Annotated in this window: 18 protein-coding genes; 6 read left to right on the forward strand and 12 right to left on the reverse strand. The window is 33.2% G+C overall.

The genetic code is table 11. The features are described 5' to 3' along the window. Positions 1-30 precede the first annotated feature (30 nt). Positions 31-864 carry an alpha/beta fold hydrolase gene (locus ACZ267_RS02100; protein WP_047211140.1) on the forward strand — a complete coding sequence of 278 codons (834 nt, stop codon included), beginning with the start codon at positions 31-33 and terminating at the stop codon, positions 862-864. Between the two features lie 49 nt (positions 865-913). Here the strand turns inward: ACZ267_RS02100 and ACZ267_RS02105 are convergent, their stop codons facing one another. Continuing rightward, positions 914-1,771 (reverse strand): fructosamine kinase family protein, encoded by an 858-nt coding sequence (locus ACZ267_RS02105; protein WP_047211141.1) that lies wholly within the window; start codon positions 1,769-1,771, stop codon positions 914-916. A 237-nt stretch (positions 1,772-2,008) separates the two neighbouring features. Between ACZ267_RS02105 and ACZ267_RS02110 the strand changes: the two genes are divergently transcribed. Both ACZ267_RS02110 and ACZ267_RS02115 read left to right on the forward strand, forming a co-directional pair. Further along, complete coding sequence (locus ACZ267_RS02110; protein ID WP_015364670.1) at positions 2,009-3,076, forward strand: quinone-dependent dihydroorotate dehydrogenase; 1,068 nt, start codon at positions 2,009-2,011, stop codon at positions 3,074-3,076. Between the two features lie 88 nt (positions 3,077-3,164). Beyond that, complete coding sequence (locus ACZ267_RS02115; RefSeq protein WP_002467247.1) at positions 3,165-3,449, forward strand: hypothetical protein; 285 nt, start codon at positions 3,165-3,167, stop codon at positions 3,447-3,449. Positions 3,450-3,501: 52 nt separating this feature from the next. Here ACZ267_RS02115 and ACZ267_RS02120 read toward each other — a convergent pair whose 3' ends face one another. Then, positions 3,502-4,188, reverse strand: coding sequence for an epoxyqueuosine reductase QueH (locus tag ACZ267_RS02120; protein WP_372868297.1), 687 nt, complete (start codon positions 4,186-4,188; stop codon positions 3,502-3,504). A gap of 257 nt (positions 4,189-4,445) precedes the next feature. Between ACZ267_RS02120 and ACZ267_RS02125 the strand changes: the two genes are divergently transcribed. Further along, the gene (locus ACZ267_RS02125; RefSeq protein ID WP_002467249.1) at positions 4,446-4,898 is read left to right on the forward strand and encodes a VOC family protein; all 453 of its coding nucleotides are present in this window, start codon (positions 4,446-4,448) and stop codon (positions 4,896-4,898) included. Positions 4,899-4,947: 49 nt separating this feature from the next. Here the strand turns inward: ACZ267_RS02125 and ACZ267_RS02130 are convergent, their stop codons facing one another. Further along, positions 4,948-5,535 (reverse strand): TetR/AcrR family transcriptional regulator, encoded by a 588-nt coding sequence (locus tag ACZ267_RS02130; RefSeq protein WP_002467244.1) that lies wholly within the window; start codon positions 5,533-5,535, stop codon positions 4,948-4,950. A 148-nt stretch (positions 5,536-5,683) separates the two neighbouring features. On the opposite strand from ACZ267_RS02130, the gene ACZ267_RS02135 reads away from it, so the two are divergent. After that, entirely contained in the window at positions 5,684-7,366 is a 1,683-nt protein-coding gene (locus ACZ267_RS02135; RefSeq protein ID WP_047211143.1) for a CocE/NonD family hydrolase, read from the forward strand. 94 nt (positions 7,367-7,460) lie between these two features. Here ACZ267_RS02135 and ACZ267_RS02140 read toward each other — a convergent pair whose 3' ends face one another. The 7 genes from ACZ267_RS02140 to panB all read right to left on the reverse strand — a co-directional run bounded on the left by ACZ267_RS02140 (position 7,461) and on the right by panB (position 13,975). Next, positions 7,461-8,810, reverse strand: a complete 1,350-nt coding sequence (locus ACZ267_RS02140; RefSeq protein ID WP_047211144.1) for a zinc ribbon domain-containing protein — start codon at positions 8,808-8,810, stop codon at positions 7,461-7,463. Next, positions 8,810-9,892 (reverse strand): zinc ribbon domain-containing protein, encoded by a 1,083-nt coding sequence (locus tag ACZ267_RS02145; RefSeq protein WP_047211145.1) that lies wholly within the window; start codon positions 9,890-9,892, stop codon positions 8,810-8,812. The genes ACZ267_RS02140 and ACZ267_RS02145 overlap by 1 nt, the downstream gene beginning before the upstream one ends. Positions 9,893-10,143: 251 nt before the next feature. Next, entirely contained in the window at positions 10,144-10,821 is a 678-nt protein-coding gene (locus tag ACZ267_RS02150) for a zinc ribbon domain-containing protein (protein ID WP_185639940.1), read from the reverse strand. Between the two features lie 62 nt (positions 10,822-10,883). Then, positions 10,884-11,768 carry a zinc ribbon domain-containing protein gene (locus ACZ267_RS02155; protein ID WP_047211146.1) on the reverse strand — a complete coding sequence of 295 codons (885 nt, stop codon included), beginning with the start codon at positions 11,766-11,768 and terminating at the stop codon, positions 10,884-10,886. Between the two features lie 159 nt (positions 11,769-11,927). Beyond that, positions 11,928-12,311, reverse strand: coding sequence for an aspartate 1-decarboxylase (gene panD, locus ACZ267_RS02160; RefSeq protein ID WP_015364666.1), 384 nt, complete (start codon positions 12,309-12,311; stop codon positions 11,928-11,930). Position 12,312: 1 nt separating this feature from the next. Then, a complete protein-coding gene (gene panC / locus ACZ267_RS02165) occupies positions 12,313-13,164 on the reverse strand; it encodes a pantoate--beta-alanine ligase (protein WP_002450179.1) in 852 nt (283 codons plus the stop codon). Then, the gene (gene panB, locus ACZ267_RS02170) at positions 13,157-13,975 is read right to left on the reverse strand and encodes a 3-methyl-2-oxobutanoate hydroxymethyltransferase (RefSeq protein WP_002467254.1); all 819 of its coding nucleotides are present in this window, start codon (positions 13,973-13,975) and stop codon (positions 13,157-13,159) included. Before panB ends, panC begins: the two co-directional genes overlap by 8 nt. Positions 13,976-14,051: 76 nt before the next feature. Here panB and ACZ267_RS02175 point away from each other — a divergent pair, with 76 nt between their 5' ends. Continuing rightward, positions 14,052-14,909 (forward strand): oxidoreductase, encoded by an 858-nt coding sequence (locus ACZ267_RS02175; protein ID WP_047211147.1) that lies wholly within the window; start codon positions 14,052-14,054, stop codon positions 14,907-14,909. A 65-nt stretch (positions 14,910-14,974) separates the two neighbouring features. On the opposite strand, the gene budA is transcribed toward ACZ267_RS02175, so the two are convergent. Continuing rightward, a complete protein-coding gene (gene budA, locus ACZ267_RS02180) occupies positions 14,975-15,679 on the reverse strand; it encodes an acetolactate decarboxylase (protein WP_015364664.1) in 705 nt (234 codons plus the stop codon). 34 nt (positions 15,680-15,713) lie between these two features. Then, positions 15,714-17,378, reverse strand: coding sequence for an acetolactate synthase AlsS (gene alsS / locus ACZ267_RS02185; protein ID WP_047211185.1), 1,665 nt, complete (start codon positions 17,376-17,378; stop codon positions 15,714-15,716). Between the last annotated feature and the right edge of the window lie 48 nt (positions 17,379-17,426).

Raw genomic sequence — 17,426 nt, forward strand, 5'->3', positions numbered from 1 at the left:
TCATGCTTTAACTCAATGGAGGTATTTTATATGAATACAATAGAATTAAAAGGTGCTAAATTACGTTATCATCAAATTGGACAAGGTCCGGTATTAATATTCATCCCAGGTGCCAATGGGACTGGCGACATCTTTATGCCATTAGCACAACAGTTAAAAGATCACTTCACTGTAGTTGCAGTGGATCGTCGTGACTATGGTGAAAGTGAGTTAACAGAACCACTACCAGAATCAGCAACAAATCCAGACGACGATTACCGTGTAAAACGTGACGCAAAAGATATTGCTGAATTAGCACAATCACTTAGTGATAAACCTGTTTATATTTTAGGTTCAAGTTCTGGTTCAATCGTTGCTATGCATGTACTCAAAGAACACCCTGAAGTGGTTAAACAAATTGCTTTCCACGAACCACCAATCAATACATTCTTACCAGATAGTAAATACTGGAAAGATAAAAATGATGAAATTGTAAACCAAATCCTTACAGAAGGTTTAGAAAAAGGTATGAAAACATTTGCTGAAACACTTAATATTGCACCGATAGATGCTAAAATGATGTCTCAGCCTGCAGAAACAGAAGAAGCTCAAAAAGAACAATATCAACGTGTAATGTTCTGGTCTGAATACGAAATTCGCCAATATACACATTCAGATATTACTTTAGAGGACTTTAAAAAGCATGAAGATCAAATCACATTACTAAATGGTACTGATTCTAAAGGATCATTCCCACAAGATGTTAACTTCTATATTAATGAACAAATTGGTTTACCAATCTTTGATATTCCTGGCGGTCATTTAGGTTATGTACAAAAACCTGAAGGCTTTGCCGAAGTATTATTAAAAATGTGGCATCAATAAGTTGATTAAAAAAGCACGCGTTGAAAAATAATTCAACGCGTGCTTTTCTTTACCCTAATATTGTTTCCATTGAACGATTAACACTACTCGCATACATTCCACCGAATTTTAATAAATGTATCATCAATAAATATAATCTATAAAATTCTAACCGTTCATACGCACCCTTAGCCAACGGGTAATGCTTTTCATATTCATCATAAAATTCTTGAGTAAAACCACCAAATACGGTTGTAATACCTAAATCAAATTCACGATCACCGTACAACGGTGCTGGATCAAATAAAGCTGGACGACCATCTGTTAAAAACATATAATTACCACCCCATAAGTCACCATGCAATAACGATGGCTTACTTTGGTGTTGGTCTAATGCATCCAGCATCACCGCTCTCACCTGTTCATATACTTTATTATCTTCTTCATTCCATAGTTGTTTACGTAATAATTCATCTCGAATATGATCCATACGGCGATAAATAAAAATGTCTTTCCAATTGTCCGTCCATGAATTATCAAATGAAATATCGCCACCTTCATGTGGCAGTCTGAATCCAAATTGACCATCTTCTTGTTGTTGACTATGCATTTTAGCAACTAATTGTCCCAAGTCTTTTTGGCTGCCAGTTGTTCCTTCCTCAAGATAACTTAAAATTAAATAAGCATCCCCATTTATCTCACCACTTGCAATGACTTTAGGAGCAGTAATACCTGCATTTTCGAATTCATTTAGTCCTGCTATTTCTGCAGCATAAAATGATTCATCTCGATTACGTTGTACTAATAAGAAGAACGTATCATCTTGCTGCGTGGTTACTTTAAATGCTTCATTCACATCTCCACCACTGACTGGCGTAATCTCTTTAATGTAATCTAGCGGTAAATGTTCTTTCCAATCTATAGCCATGATGTCACCTTCCCTATATTACTGAATACTATTTATATTACCTCATTTCCAATCGCTTAATCGTTAAAGACGGTATCAATATGTAGTCCTACTTTATAAAAGTTCGTCTATTTTTTTAATTTTTATAATTTAACTAGGAAATTGCAAATGAAAATGCTAGTCTATTAAAAGGAAAAGTTTCAAATATATTAAGTTGAGGATAGTAAGCCTCAAATATAATGAACTAGGAGCGTTAACATGTATAAATTAATTAAACCCCTTTTATTTAAAATTGAACCTGAAAAAGCACACGGATTAACTATCGACGCATTAAAAATTGCACAAAAGCAATCCTATGTATTACCGATTATGAAAAAATTATTCGATTACCAAAATCCAATGTTATCTCAAGATATTCACGGTATTACATTTGAAAATCCAATCGGCCTTGCAGCTGGTTATGATAAATCTTGCGAAGTACCTAAAGCTTTAGAAAATCTTGGTTTCGGCGCATTAGAACTTGGTGGTATCACACCAAAACCACAACCAGGTAATCCACAACCTCGTATGTATCGCTTATTAGAAGATGATGCCTTAATTAATCGCATGGGCTTTAATAATATCGGTATGAACAAAGCACTTAGTCATTTGCGCCGCTACGCTTACCATACACCTATAGGTCTAAACGTAGGTGTTAATAAAATGACTTCTTATGACGAGCGATATCAAGATTATATTAAAGTCATTGATACATTCAAAAATGATGTTAATTTCTTCACTGTCAATATAAGTTCACCTAATACTGAAAACTTACAAAATTTTCACGATAAAGATGAATTTTCAATGTTATGCAATGCGTTAGAAACGTTTAAAGCAAGCAATGAAATCAATGTACCTATTTTCTTAAAATTGACCTCTGATATGGATGAAGAAGGTTTGAAATCTCTATTACCAACTATTCAGACACACTTCGATGGTGTCATCCTTGCAAATACGACACGTAAACGTGATGGCTTAAAATCAGCTAACCGTGTTGAAGATGGGGGGTTAAGCGGACGTCCATTATTTGAACGTAATTTAAAACTTGTTAAATTAGCCTATCAAGAAACTAAGGGAGAACTCTTAATTATTGGTACAGGCGGCATCTTTAATGCTGAGGATGCTATCCAAATGTTACGTAATGGAGCCTCTTTATTACAAATATACTCTTCATTAGTTATGGAAGGTCCAGGATTAACAAAAAAAATAAATAAAGATATTGTTCAATATTTAAACCAAAACGGTTATCATCATATTAGCGATATTATTGGATTAGATGTAAAATAATTAAAAAGCAAGTTAACGATGAATCAATGACTTTACATCAAGTATAATCATTAAAAGTATGTGTCATGAATATAGGAGGCATTATACAATGCGAGAAGATATCAAAGATAAAGAAATGAATCAGTCCACACAACAAGACACAACAGAAAACAGTAAATCACATCCTTCAAATGATGAAGATGAAAGAAAAGGCCTAAATGGCTATCGAAAAACAGATCTCGATTTAGAAATCGAACGTGAATTACAAGAAATGATGCAAAATGAAGACAAAGAAATTAAAAAAGAAAATAAACGATTTAAATTCTTTTCTTTTGCAGCAATGCTCGTCATAGCTATTATGGCTATCGTACGTTTCATTCATAGAATGATTTAATTAATATGATGACCCAGAGTAAAAGATATAACATCTTCGCTCTGGGTCATTTTTAAAATTGCTTTAAAAATTCATTGGCTTCTTTATTAATTTCTTTAAAATCAATCCCTTGTTTCATTGCGGCAAACACACACCCACAGTAACACTGTCTAAAAATATGATAATCTTTACACATTTCAATGGAACGCTCATATCCCCTATTTTTCTTGAAATCACTTGGTAAATATTTAATATTATAAATTTGTTGAACATCCATACCAAGTTGATTAATTAATTGCGCATTCTTCTTTGGCGATAACGTGATTGCACTACCAAAGTAATCATAACCATATTTAACAGCTGCTTCGGCAACCATCTCAAGCCTCATTTCAAAACAAGCTGTACATCGAAGACCACCTTCTTTTTCTTCAGTAAGTCCTCTTGATTTAGCCATTTTCATAAATTCATGTGGTTGATAAGCTGCTTCAATATATTTTACATTAGCTCCTGTCTGTTCATTAAAATCATTGACAAACATTTCTTGAACTTTAGCGCGTCTTAAATATTCACTCTTAGGGTGAATATTGGGATTGGCAAAATATATCGCGATATCAGCATATTGTGCTAAAAATTCTAAAGTATAGGTACTACAAGGTGCACAACAACTATGTAATAAAATTTTAGGTCGTTCCCCGTTTTGTTCCCATTGTTGAATCATTTTCCTTAAAACTTTGTCATAATTGATTTTTTGGTTCTTCATTTTCTTTAAAATTTCGCCCGCTTCAATCAAAAGAAACCCCTCCCTTTTAATGCATAATATAATTTATGAATATTATACAATAAACGATACATAAAAAGTATATTTCTAGTTTCCTAATATATCCATATAAACGATACAATTGAAAACTAAGTCTTATTTCCATTATTAATAAACTAATCATACATAATTCTATTCTTTTTACATAAAACATTGTATGATGTGGTTAGCAATAAAATAAAAATAACAAGGGGTATTTTATGACTCAATTATCACCATATTTAGCTTTTCCAAATACAAAAGAAGCACTTAAATATTATGAAGAGGTTTTTGGCGCTACAAATATTAAACGTTTAGAGGTTGGCGAAGATCAAGCTGAACATTTTGGTATGACTAAAGAGCAAGCCAAAGAGGCAACAATGCATTCTGAATTTGAAATTGTTGGGGTAAAAATCTTAGGCGCGGATTCATTCAGCCGAATCCAACCTATCAATAACGGCATTTCATTATTAATTGATTTTGATATTAATGATCAAGCTGATGTAGAAAGAGTCGAAGCTTTCTATGATAAAATTAAAGACCATGATTCTATCGACGTTGAATTACCATTATCAGAGCAATTCTGGGGCGGTAAAATGGGCGTATTTACAGATAAATACGGCGTAAGATGGATGTTACACGGTCAAGATTACAACGCAATGCCACAGTCATAATTTATATAATAAGGTTGAGACATAAAGTTTGTGTCCCAACCTTTTGCTTTTATTCTCCTCTTCTAATTATCGTAGCTGGTCCATTGTTAACAATATCGTAAAAATGCTGTATCAAATCATCTTTAGCAATGCGATTGGGATCCTCGACCCAATGTCGGATAAATGATAACCCAGCACCTGATACATAACTCATAAAATAAGAAAACGGTATATCATCTATTTTATTGTTTTCATTTTTAAAATGATTTAAATGACCTGTGATTAATTCATATAACTTTTCATGTAAATTCGAATCTTTCCCCATCGTAAACATTAATTGATAAAATTCCATATTCTTTTCTATATTTCCTATTAAAAATTCCATAATCGTGCGGATACTTTCAGCAGAGAATGTTTGATTTTTATATACATCTCCCTCTTCAATAAACGTTCTTATTATTTCTACTTGTTCATCTTCCATCTTTTCTAATAAATCATATTTATCTATGTAATGAGTATAAAAAGTACTACGATTCACATCTGCCAAATCTGATATTTGCTGAACCGTGATTTGTTCTAAGTCATATTTATGGAGTAAATCGATAAAAGCATGTCTAATTGCTGCTTGTGATTTTCTAACACGCCGGTCTTGTGGCATTATGTCACTTCCTTATAGCTTTCTTTCCAACAATTATAAGGTGTTTGTTGGTTAACATACAAATCATCTACATTGATGATTGGAATTAACCACATAACCCTTTACGATAAAAGTGTAAAGAAAACAAACCAAAAAAAGGGTGATTCATATGACAAGAAATTTATTAGGTAATCCTCAATTAACTGTCACAGATGTTAACGATGTTAAAGAAGGTCTTAATCATATCGTTGTAGATAGTGTACAATTTGGTAATCAAGAAATGATTATGGAAAAAGATGTGGCTGTAGATATGAAAGATGGCGAAAAATTATACGTCAATATTTTCCGTCCGAATAAAGAAGGTCAATTTCCTGTTGTCATGTCAGCCGACACTTATGGTAAAGATAATAAACCTAAAATCACTAACATGGGCGCACAATGGCCTACATTAGGTCCTATTCCAACTTCTAGTTTCACACCAGAAGAATCACCAGATCCAGGATTCTGGGTACCTCAAGATTATGTCGTAGTTAAACTTGCTTTAAGAGGTAGTTCTAAATCAAATGGTGTTCTATCACCTTGGTCAAAACGTGAAGCTGAAGACTACTATGAAGTCATCGAATGGGCTGCAAAACAAGAATGGAGTAATGGTAATGTGGGTACCAATGGTGTATCTTATCTAGCTGTTACTCAGTGGTGGGTTGCTTCATTAAATCCTCCTCATTTAAAAGCTATGATTCCTTGGGAAGGACTCAATGATATGTATCGTGAAGTAGCCTTCCATGGCGGTATTCCTGATACAGGTTTCTTCCGTTTCTGGGTTCAAGGTATTTTTGCAAGATGGACTGATAATCCAAATATTGAAGATTTAGTTCAAGCTCAAAAAGACCATCCATTATTCGATGATTATTGGAAACAACGTCAAGCACCATTGCATCAAATTAAAACACCATTACTAGCTTGTGCAAGTTGGTCAACACAAGGTTTACACAATCGTGGTTCTTTTGAAGGCTTTAAACAAGCAAGTTCAGAAGACAAATGGTTATATATCCATGGTCGTAAAGAATGGGAAAGCTATTATGCTCGAGAAAACCTTGAACGCCAAAAAGCCTTCTTCGATTATTACCTTAAAGAAGAAGATAATGATTGGAAAGAAACACCAACTGTTACTTATGAAGTAAGAGATCAATTCTATAAAGGTGAATTCAAAACAGCAACAGCATTCCCATTACCAAATACAAACTACACACCTTTATATCTAAATGCTAAAGACTTAACTTTAAATCAAAATGCTGTCAATGAAGAAAGTTCAACTCAATACGATTCTGAAAATGAACAAGATGATGTGCGTTTTAGCTATACATTCGATCATGACACAGAATTAGTAGGAAATATGAACTTAAAACTTTGGGTAAGTACAGATGATGCAGACGATATGGACTTATTCGCAGGTATTAAGAAACTAGATCGTCGTGGTAACGAAGTGCACTTCCCAGACTTCAACCACATTGAACAAGGTCAAGTAGCTACAGGTTGGTTACGTGCATCTCATCGTGAGTTAGACCAAGACAAATCAACTATCGCTCAACCTTGGCATAAACATGAACAAGAGCTCAAACTTAATAAAGGTGACATTGTTCCTGTTGAAATCGAATTATTACCATCTGGCACACGTTTCAAACAAGGTGAAACATTAGTCGTTATTGTCAAAGGTAGTGAAATAGTTAAAGGTAATAGTACGCCTGGTATGAAAACACGCTATGAACATGAAGAACGCGTTAACAAAGGTCTTCATCATATTCATACAGGTGGACAATATGATTCTCAACTTATCGTTCCAGTTACAAAATAATGTTATATATATTTAAGAAAGGACCACTCATCAGAGTGGCCCTTTCTTTTGTTTAACTAGAATATTAAAATGATAACTTTAAATCATGGTAATCTTAGTAACCTGAACCGACCTTTTCGCCGTCTTCATCATATTCTGTTACATAGCCATCATCTGTGTCAACTGTATATGACCCGGCTAAGTCTCCATCTTTATCTTCAAATGAGAAGCCCCATTTGCCGTCATCCGTTTTTTCAGGTTCTTTATACGTATACGTATCTGTATCTAATTTATGACCTTCATATGATTCTACTTTGTCGATAACATTACTTCTTGTCACTTCACCTGAGTCGCTACTGTCACTGTCATCGTCTTCATCCATTTTTTTATCATATGCGTCATCAATCGCGTCTTCATCAAATTTCAATGTAACTTCAGATACGCCATCATCTTCATTACTTGCACTTGAGACATTCACTGAACTTGATTTAAATGACTGACCATCTAATGTACCTTGTGCATAAACAATTACCTCTTCATCAGGATCATATGGACCATACGTTTTTGATTCATCTCCTGAATTTTTATCGTTCACATAGATTTTAATATCATCTAACATTGAGCCGCCTTCAGTTGTCACAGTGAAACGCTTTTGTTTAAATGATTCCTTGGCAGTAGCTTTATCTTCACTCATACTAATGTCAAGCGCACCATTAAACGTTTTGCCATCCATCTTCTTAGATGCTTTTAGGTTATAGTCGCCTATTGGGAACGCGCCTAACGTTTTTTCTTCTTCTTTCTCAACAGAAATATGGTGTTTCTCTCCATTAAAAGTATAAGTAATGTCACCACTATCATTAGGATAAATGGATACCGTTTGTTGCGGAATATTAAAGTTGTACTTATCGAAGAATAAATATTTTTTACCATTCTTCTCAATATTCAAGACATTATTATCATTCGCATTGACTGATAAACTTTTATACTTACCTTGCTTGATTTCTTTAGTATTATTTTTAATTTGATTGGCAACGTTAGTTAAATCGTCTTCAGCTTTAATGTAATTTAAATATGCTCTTGCTTCTTCTTCACTCAATTTATGATTAGCTGATGTTACTTGTTTTGCAAGACCTTTAGCATCATCTTTTTTCACTGCATGTGCGATATTGTCCGCTTGACTTTCAGGTGAAAATTGATGTTTCAAGATTGCAAAAATGGCAATTAACATAGCCAATACCACCGCAATAATCAAAATAATTAAGATGACCTTTTTCTTACTTTTCTTAGGTTGTGGTTCATACTGTTGATGCATATTCGCATTATTATAACCTTGTTGTCGTTGTGCATTTCCTTGACTTTGAGTTGATTGTGATGTACTTGATGATCCATTAACTGGTGCACCACAATTTGTACATATCTTTACGTCTGGGCGTAAAGGATTACCGCAATTACTACAATATTTCATTAAAACGTACTACCCCCACCAAATAAGCTGTCAAATAATGAATCTTTTGTTTCATTGAATGATTCTAAGATACTTGAGAATGTTACTTCACCAAATATTCTCATTAAAATGAAAATAACAATTAAATAAATAATAATGCCGTAAAAGCTAGAAAATCTAGTGTGATTAATACCACTATATTTAGCAATAAGATAAACACCTGACGTAACAAGTATAACGAAAGATAAGATAAGAACGACTGTACCAAACGTATATGCTTCCATTATTAATAAAATAATTGATAGTAATAATGTTGCTACTGTTACACTGTTTATAAATACAAAATCTGAAAGTACTTTTTTAAATGGTATCGCTTGGACTACAACTAATCTAGTAATAGCAAACGTTGCACCTACAATTGCAGCTAATAAAATAATTAAGCTAAAAATGATAGAAAAAACAATTTTAGATTCTGAAGTAAATAAAGATACTTCTTCTGGAATAGCTAAGAATAAAATAATCGCTATTAAAATTAATCCAATTGCTAAAAGTGACCCTAATAATTTGAAACTAAATGTATGTATACTTTTAATTTCTCTGTCTGGATCTACAAAGGCACTTTTGAAAAACCCTTTACTTTCAGCTGTAACCTCTTTAGCTTGTTCACTAAATTGGTTAGGTTGCTTTTGATAACCATGTGGTGGTTGTTGATATTGCTGATTTTGGAATTGTTGATGTTGTTGCTGATATTGCTGGTTTTGGAATTGCTGTTGATGAGTATTGTTTGACGCTTGTTGCTGTTGACTATGATTGAAGTTTGAGTTTGAACTACTTTCTGTAGATCCAGTATGTTGATTCATAGAATTAAATGAAGCATCTTGGTTCATAGATTGTGATTGTTCATGTGAGGCATTGCTAGTTGAATTGATCGTGTGGTGACTAGATGGTTGTGTTGAATGATGAGACTGTGTATTAGAGTCTGCTTTTTGAATATCATTTTCAGCGGCTGTGACTGCTTTAGATTGACGGTCTAATTTAGTACCACATTCTCCACAAAAAACGTCATCTTGTTCGACTTGATGACCACAATTTGGACATTTCATAATGTTACCCCCAATTTCTATTTTTAATCTTTGCAAAGTATAACATTATATTTATGTTGTTTTCTATGGATTTTTGAAATATTTATAAAAATCTTTATTAAAGTTAGTTATATTTTTAGATAGACCAAATACCTTTATAGATATTTTTACTAAAATTATTTTATTTTAATATCTATCAAAAACCTTCTATCGTTATCAAATCAATAAAAAAAGAGAAGTGCTTATCGCCTTCTCTTTTTTATCAATATGATTTAATTTTTTGGTATTCCACGGTTATCTTTATTTCGAGTCTGATTAAAGACTTCTGACTCATTAAATTTAAGTACGACGTTAACTGGACTTTCATCGCTGTTAATTGAAGGCACATTCACTTCATTGGATTTGAATGATTGATTCCCTATATAACCTAATCCATATACAAGTAAATCTTCTTCTCCACTATACGGTCCATATGTGATGTAATCTTTAACGCTACCCATATGCTTATCGTTTAATACTAACTCTACTTTTTTAAACATATAACTATTTTTAGTTGTTACTTTAAATCGCTTTTCACTAAAATCTTCTTTAGCCATTGTGCCGTACTGCTTTAAACTTAATATGATATCGCCATCATAGGTACGATTACCCACTTTTTTAGTTGCTTTTAATTTATATTCACCTAATGGTACTGCTTCAAGACTCACTATATGACCTTTCACTAAACGTATTTCATGCTTATTATCATTTAATTGATATGTCAATTTACCATTATCTTTAGCATCTAATATAAAACGAAATTGTGGTATTTCAAATTGAAATTCTTTGATATAACCATATAATTGCGTTTTCTTTTTAATTGTTAAAATTGTCACACCATCAATGTTAATATCTTGTGATGTAGCTTCACTCTGATCTAGATGGCGGATAGCAGATTTGATTTGTTTCATATATCTATCCGAACCACCCATTGTTTGAATTAAAGAAAAATATGCTGACGCTTCATCATCTGTCAATGATTGATGATTTGTTGTATAATCATATGCCCTAATAAATAAACCATTACCATCATGACAAATTGGTAAATGATAATGCCATATATACTCGCAATTTTTGTAGGATAGACACTGCTATATTTTACTAATATATACGTTGGGGAAATCATATATAATAGAACAAATGCTAATAATATGATAATCAATGCTAATTTAAAGATAGATAAAATACCTAAGACTAGACCCATCAATAATGCTAATACTGAAAATGTATTAATTACGATATAATCTGAAAATACTTTATGAAATTCTATCGCTGTGGTTAAAGTATATTTCACAATACAATATAAAATACTCACTGATAAAGCCAAACTACCTAGAATGATAACTATCATGTAAAAAATAGCTTTGAATGGTGAACTTTCTGGAAATAATAAAAATATATCAGATGATAAAATAATAACTAATAACGTACTTAAAAATAATCCAGCGCACATTAACGTCACTAATAATCGATAACTATATATCACATCGTTTTGATCCGATAATTTAAATGCATGGTTAAAAAACTGTTTACTTTCGTCTTTTAAATCCTTCATTTTATGTTCAAAAGATGCCGTTTTGTCTTTCATAATTTCTTCAAAATGCGCATCGTTTTCACCTAGCGTAGATAACTTTCTCTTTGTGCTATTTGATGTTGTACCTTGTTTAAATTTTTCTTTATCCCTTCTACTTTCCGTATTTTTACCGTTAGTTTTCATAGAATAATGTTGAGTCTCTTTCATTGTAGATGCTGTTGTACTAGTTGTTGTATGGTCATTTTGACGTGTTAATTGGTAACCGCAATGACTACAACATTGATCTTCTTGTTGATAATTCTGACCACAATTTGGACATTTCATGTCTATTCAATTCCTCCGCTATACTTACTTAGCTAAATTATATCCCATTTGACCATCCTATTCTATATTATTTTTATTTTATTCATTAAAATTTAAAAGTCCTAATAAAACGCATCTTGCGATTTACTAGGACTTTATTTTCATATTGAGTTATACGACTTATAAAACAACCGTATTTTCTTTTTCATGTATCATCTCAATGATTTCATTATGTTCATTCATCACTGCAACTTTAGGTGCATGATACTTTAATTCTTCTTCATTTAATTGTGCATAGGTCATAATTATGACTATATCGTCTACTTCTACTAATCTTGCGGCGGCACCATTCAAACAAATTTTGCCACTACCTCTTTCGCCCGCGATGACGTATGTTTCAAAACGTGCACCATTATTGTTGTTAACGATTGCTACTTTCTCATTAGGTAGTATATCAACGGCTTCTAAAATATCAGAATCAATCGTGATGCTTCCAACATAATTCAAGTTGGATTCCGTCACTCTTGCTCTATGAATTTTAGAATTCATCATTGTTCTAATCAACTTATTCAGCTCCAATTATTATATTATCTATCAAACGTGCTTTAGAAAATTTAACCGCTAATGAAATAAAGATTTGGCCTTGAATTTTAGATTGCTCTTCTAATTCTGGGTAACTATAAATGGCTACTTCATCAACTTGACCACTTGTATAATCTAATAAATACTGTGTAATTTCATCTATTATAACAGAACTATTGCGTTCACCATTATTATATAAATCACGTGCTAATTTCAAACTTTTACTTAAATGAACAGCTTCCTGACGTTCCTCTTCTGTTAAATATACATTTCGTGAACTTTTAGCTAGTCCATCTTTTTCACGAACAATATCAACTCCAATGATTTCAATTGGATGATTGAAGTCTTTAACCATTTTTTCAACGATAGCCAATTGTTGTGCATCTTTTTTACCGAAGTAAGCATAGTCTGGACTAATAATATTAAACAATTTATTTACTACAGTTACAACACCTTCAAAATGTCCTGGTCGTTGAGCACCTTCTAATACATGGGCTAATTTACCCACCTTCAACGTTACGCCTAATTCATCAGGGTACATTTCTTCTACACTTGGATAAAAGACATAATCCACATCAATTTCTTCCATCATTTCAACATCTTTATTAATTTGACGTGGATACGCATCGAAGTCTTCATTTGGACCGAATTGTAAAGGATTAACAAATATACTTACTACAGTTATATCGTTAAATTCTGACGATAATTCCATCATTTTTAAATGCCCTTCATGTAATGCACCCATAGTTGGTACAAAACCAATCGTTTGACCATGTCTCTTGTATTCTTTAGCAATACTTTGCATTTCACTTACCGTTGTAATCACTTTAGTCATTTTTATTTACCTCGCTCATAATTTTTTTCTTATACGTGTGTGCTTCGGATGGAAATGCGCCTGATTTTACTTCTTCATTATATTGTTTTAAACCATTAATACCTATTGAAAAATCACTATATTGCTTAACAAATTTGGCATGACGATCGACACCATAATTTAACATGTCATGATAAACCAATACTTGTCCGTCAGTATCTTTCCCTGCGCCAATACCTATCACTGGAATTGATAGCTGTTGACTAATCTCTTGCGCCAGATCACTAGGAATCGCTTCGAGTACAAGTGCAATTGCACCAGCTTCTTCTACATGATGCGCATCTTTAATTAACTGTAATGCAGCTTCTTTTGTACTACCCTGCAATTTATATCCCATAACGCCAACACTTTGTGGTGTTAACCCTAAGTGTGCAACAACAGGAATGCCTATTTGAGTGGCTTTACGAATAAATGATGTTAAATGTGCACCTTCTGCTTTAATAGCGTTTGCTTCTGTTTGTTGATATAACGTTAATGCATTTTTCAAATCTAATTCATCACTGATGCCCACCGCACCGATAGGCATATCTACGACTACAAATGTATCGGGCGCACCACGTCGAACTGCTTTCCCATGATGAATCATATCTTCTATTGTAACTTGAACTGTACTTTCATAACCTAACACAGTCATTCCTAAGGAATCTCCTACTAAAATCATATCTATATCTGCTTGTTGTGCTTGCTTTGCACTAGGAAAATCATAAGCAGTAACCATTGAAATTTTATTGCTTTGTTCTTTCATTTCTACTAACTGAGCTATAGTTTTCAATTCAATTCATCCTCAATTTCCTATATTATTAAGCAATAGTATAATGAATCTATCCCAGAAAGGAAAGAATAATATTATGACAATTGGTGTTATTGGTCCAGGTGCCGTTGGAACAACGATTGCTATTGAACTACAGCAAGCATATCCTGACACTTTACTTATTGGAAAACAAAAAAACACATTAAATTATTTCCCAGAAAATGGACATCAACCTAAAACAATCTCTGTAACGCCTTATCAAGATATAACACAACCCCTTGATATTGTATTTATTGCGGTTAAAACATATCAATTAGAATCAGTTATTACTCAATTATCGCCTATTATTCATGAAGAGACTATAATCATTCTCGCTCAAAATGGCTATGGACAATTAGAACATATACCTTATCCAAATTCATATCAAGCTGTTGTCTATATTAGTGGTCAGAAAAACAACAATGATGTCACTCATTTTAGAGACTATCGCCTTCACTTGAAAGATACACCAAGGACTCGAAAATTACAAAAGTTAACTGACCAAACGAATATTGAAATCATACTCGAAGAGAATATAGAAGAAATAATATGGTATAAACTATTAGTTAATTTAGGTATCAATTCAATTACTGCGTTGGGTCGAGATACTGCTAAATTATTACATTCATCACATATTCGGGACATTTGTCGTGGAATCATTTCAGAGGGAATTGCCGTAGCACGTGCTGAAGGACTCAATTTCGATGTGAATACACTCGACTCTATTATGACTATATATGAGGGGTACCCTGATCAAATGGGAACAAGTATGTACTATGATATCACATCTGGAAGACCTTTAGAAATGGAGGCTATCCAAGGATACATTTATAGGAAGGCTCAAGAATATCATATAATGACACCTTACCTTAATACGGTTTATGCATTTTTATCAGCCTATCAATCTCAATTTTAATAACTTTTCTAATAATTTAACAAAGCCTGAGGCAAGACATCACTTACCTCAGGCTTCATTTATAATTATTCGGCTTCTCTTATTTCTTCCGCAATATCTTTATAATCAATAGTAGCATTATTAAATGTTTCATCATGAGCTGGAAAATGTTGTTCGAAAGTTTCAAAGTTCTGAATCTCAACTTTAACATCTTCAACTTCAAAATCTAATACATGGCCACCAAAGTTGCGATCATCATTAGCAAAGTGCACATGGAATCCTGCTGAACCTACACCATGGAAAAGTTCCGGTGTGAAGAATCCAACTACAGATCCTTTGATATATGTTTCGGTTTGTTCAGGCTGTCTGCGTGCTGAATCGATTAAACGAGTGTATGGTGGTTCTTGACCAGGCATCATACGTACATGCATCATTTTAAACAATCCAGAAATTTTCACTGCTGAAAATAAATTTTCACTAAGCATTTTTTCCTTCACTTCATCAAAAACAGCTTCAGAAGTTTTATCTTTAGTTTGGTATGTTGTATCTGCTGTGAATTTTGTCACCGTTGCATAAGGTGTTAATTCATCACCTTTGAGTTCAACGAATTCTTTATGTTCGTTGGCATGATAAGCTTTGCCATCTACAAATATCACTTCTCCATTAGAACCTGTTAGCGTCGCAATACCTAAATCACCATGTTCTAATAGTTCATTAATTGATGCAGTACCTTTTAATAAACCTGCCATCAATGTTCCTAATGTTCCGTGTTGATATAAGACATTAGTCATAAACGATTTCACTCCTACTTTGTGTTCATCTTTATTAGTTAAATGCATCAGGTAACATGTTTGTTGAAAGCTTCATGTTATCTTTATAGTTAACTGGAATATCTATCAATACTGGGCCTTCTGTTTCATAGCCTTCTTTGATAGCCGCTTCTAATTCTTCTTGATTTGTGACACGCATACCTTTTGCTCCAAAAGCTTCTGCATATTTCACATAATCAACTGAACCAAAATCTACACCTGATGAACGTTCATATTTCATTTCTTCTTGGAACTCAACCATATTATACTTACCATCATTCCAAATTAATTGTATGATATTTAGATTTTTTCGAACAGCTGTTTCTAAATCCTGTGCTGAAAATAGGAATCCTCCATCACCAGCCACTGAGACAACTTGTGTATTTGGACGTACAAGTGCTGCAGAAATCGCCCATGGTAATGCAACACCTAATGTTTGCATACCATTACTAAATAATAAATGTCTTGGATTATAACTTCTGAATTTACGCGCCATCCAAATATAATGACTTCCAACATCAACAGTAACTGTTGTGTCGTCAGTTAACATCTTCTGCATAGATTCGATAATCTCGATTGGATGTAATACACCCTCTTCATGAGTTGCTTTAATACCTGTTTCTTCAATGATATGTGCTCTTAACTGCTCTAATTCATCTAAATGTTGTTGGTTAATAAATGGTTCATCTACTTTGTCAGATATCATTTCAATAGTTCCTGCAATATTACCAATTAATTCTTTAGTAGGTTGCATATAATTTGTAATTTCTGCTGGAACTTCGTCAATATTGATCACTTTCGTGTCTAATTCCTTATTCCAATTGCTTGCTTCATACTCAATTGGATCATAACCAATTGTAACAACTAAATCACTTTTACGAAGTAATTCGTCACCTACTTGGTTACGGAACAATCCTACACGGCCAAAGAAGTGATTTTCTAATTCGCGACTAATGACACCAGCACCTTGGAATGTTTCTACTACTGGTAAGTTTGTTCTTTCAACTAATTTACGGATAGCATTTGTTTCATTTGCACTTGAACTTCTCATACCAGCAAGTAAAACAGGGAATGCTGCATTTTTAATTGCATCAATCACATCATTAATATCTTGCTCACTAGGAACACCTAAATTAGGCTTTTGACATAGTGCTATTGCTTTTGATTCTACTGGTGCTGAAATCACATCTTGTGGAATACTTATAAAGCTTGCACCATTTTTACCTGATGTTGCTGTTCTCATAGCATTAGTCATGACTTCTGATAAAGATTCAGGATCTTGTACTTCTTCACTGTATTTTGTTGAGTACTTTAATAAAGCCGCGTTGTCTATACTTTGATGTGTTAAACGTAATAAATCATTACGCTTAACTTGTCCTCCTAAAGCTAATACGGGATCTCCTTCAGATGTTGCTGTTAATAGTCCAGTCGTTAAGTTACTTACACCTGGACCACTCGTTACAAGTGCGACACCAGGTTTACCAGTTAGTCGTCCTATACCTTGGGCCATCATTGCTGCGTTTTGCTCGTGACGCGTAACAATAAGTTCAGGTCCATCGTCTTCAAGTGCGTTAAATAAATAGTCAATTTTTGCACCTGGAATACCAAATACGTACTCTACACCATTATTTTTTAACGTGTCTATGACCATATCGGCTGCAGTATATTTTTTGTCTGCCATTATATTCATTTCCTTCCAATGCTCACATTTTATTTTATCTTGACGATA

It is taken from the genome of Staphylococcus sp. AC872, from assembly GCF_979255425.1.

Bases quoted from the DNA above. Each gene is read 5' to 3' on its own strand.
- ACZ267_RS02100 (WP_047211140.1), top strand. From the start codon at position 31: ATGAATACAATAGAATTAAAAGGTGCTAAATTACGTTATCATCAAATT.
- ACZ267_RS02105 (WP_047211141.1), bottom strand. From the start codon at position 1,771: ATGGCTATAGATTGGAAAGAACATTTACCGCTAGATTACATTAAAGAG.
- ACZ267_RS02110 (WP_015364670.1), top strand. From the start codon at position 2,009: ATGTATAAATTAATTAAACCCCTTTTATTTAAAATTGAACCTGAAAAA.
- ACZ267_RS02115 (WP_002467247.1), top strand. From the start codon at position 3,165: ATGCGAGAAGATATCAAAGATAAAGAAATGAATCAGTCCACACAACAA.
- ACZ267_RS02120 (WP_372868297.1), bottom strand. From the start codon at position 4,188: ATGAAGAACCAAAAAATCAATTATGACAAAGTTTTAAGGAAAATGATT.
- ACZ267_RS02125 (WP_002467249.1), top strand. From the start codon at position 4,446: ATGACTCAATTATCACCATATTTAGCTTTTCCAAATACAAAAGAAGCA.
- ACZ267_RS02130 (WP_002467244.1), bottom strand. From the start codon at position 5,535: ATGCCACAAGACCGGCGTGTTAGAAAATCACAAGCAGCAATTAGACAT.
- ACZ267_RS02135 (WP_047211143.1), top strand. From the start codon at position 5,684: ATGACAAGAAATTTATTAGGTAATCCTCAATTAACTGTCACAGATGTT.
- ACZ267_RS02140 (WP_047211144.1), bottom strand. From the start codon at position 8,810: ATGAAATATTGTAGTAATTGCGGTAATCCTTTACGCCCAGACGTAAAG.
- ACZ267_RS02145 (WP_047211145.1), bottom strand. From the start codon at position 9,892: ATGAAATGTCCAAATTGTGGTCATCAAGTCGAACAAGATGACGTTTTT.
- ACZ267_RS02150 (WP_185639940.1), bottom strand. From the start codon at position 10,821: ATGAAACAAATCAAATCTGCTATCCGCCATCTAGATCAGAGTGAAGCT.
- ACZ267_RS02155 (WP_047211146.1), bottom strand. From the start codon at position 11,768: ATGAAATGTCCAAATTGTGGTCAGAATTATCAACAAGAAGATCAATGT.
- panC (WP_002450179.1), bottom strand. From the start codon at position 13,164: ATGACTAAAGTGATTACAACGGTAAGTGAAATGCAAAGTATTGCTAAA.
- ACZ267_RS02175 (WP_047211147.1), top strand. From the start codon at position 14,052: ATGACAATTGGTGTTATTGGTCCAGGTGCCGTTGGAACAACGATTGCT.
- budA (WP_015364664.1), bottom strand. From the start codon at position 15,679: ATGACTAATGTCTTATATCAACACGGAACATTAGGAACATTGATGGCA.
- alsS (WP_047211185.1), bottom strand. From the start codon at position 17,378: ATGGCAGACAAAAAATATACTGCAGCCGATATGGTCATAGACACGTTA.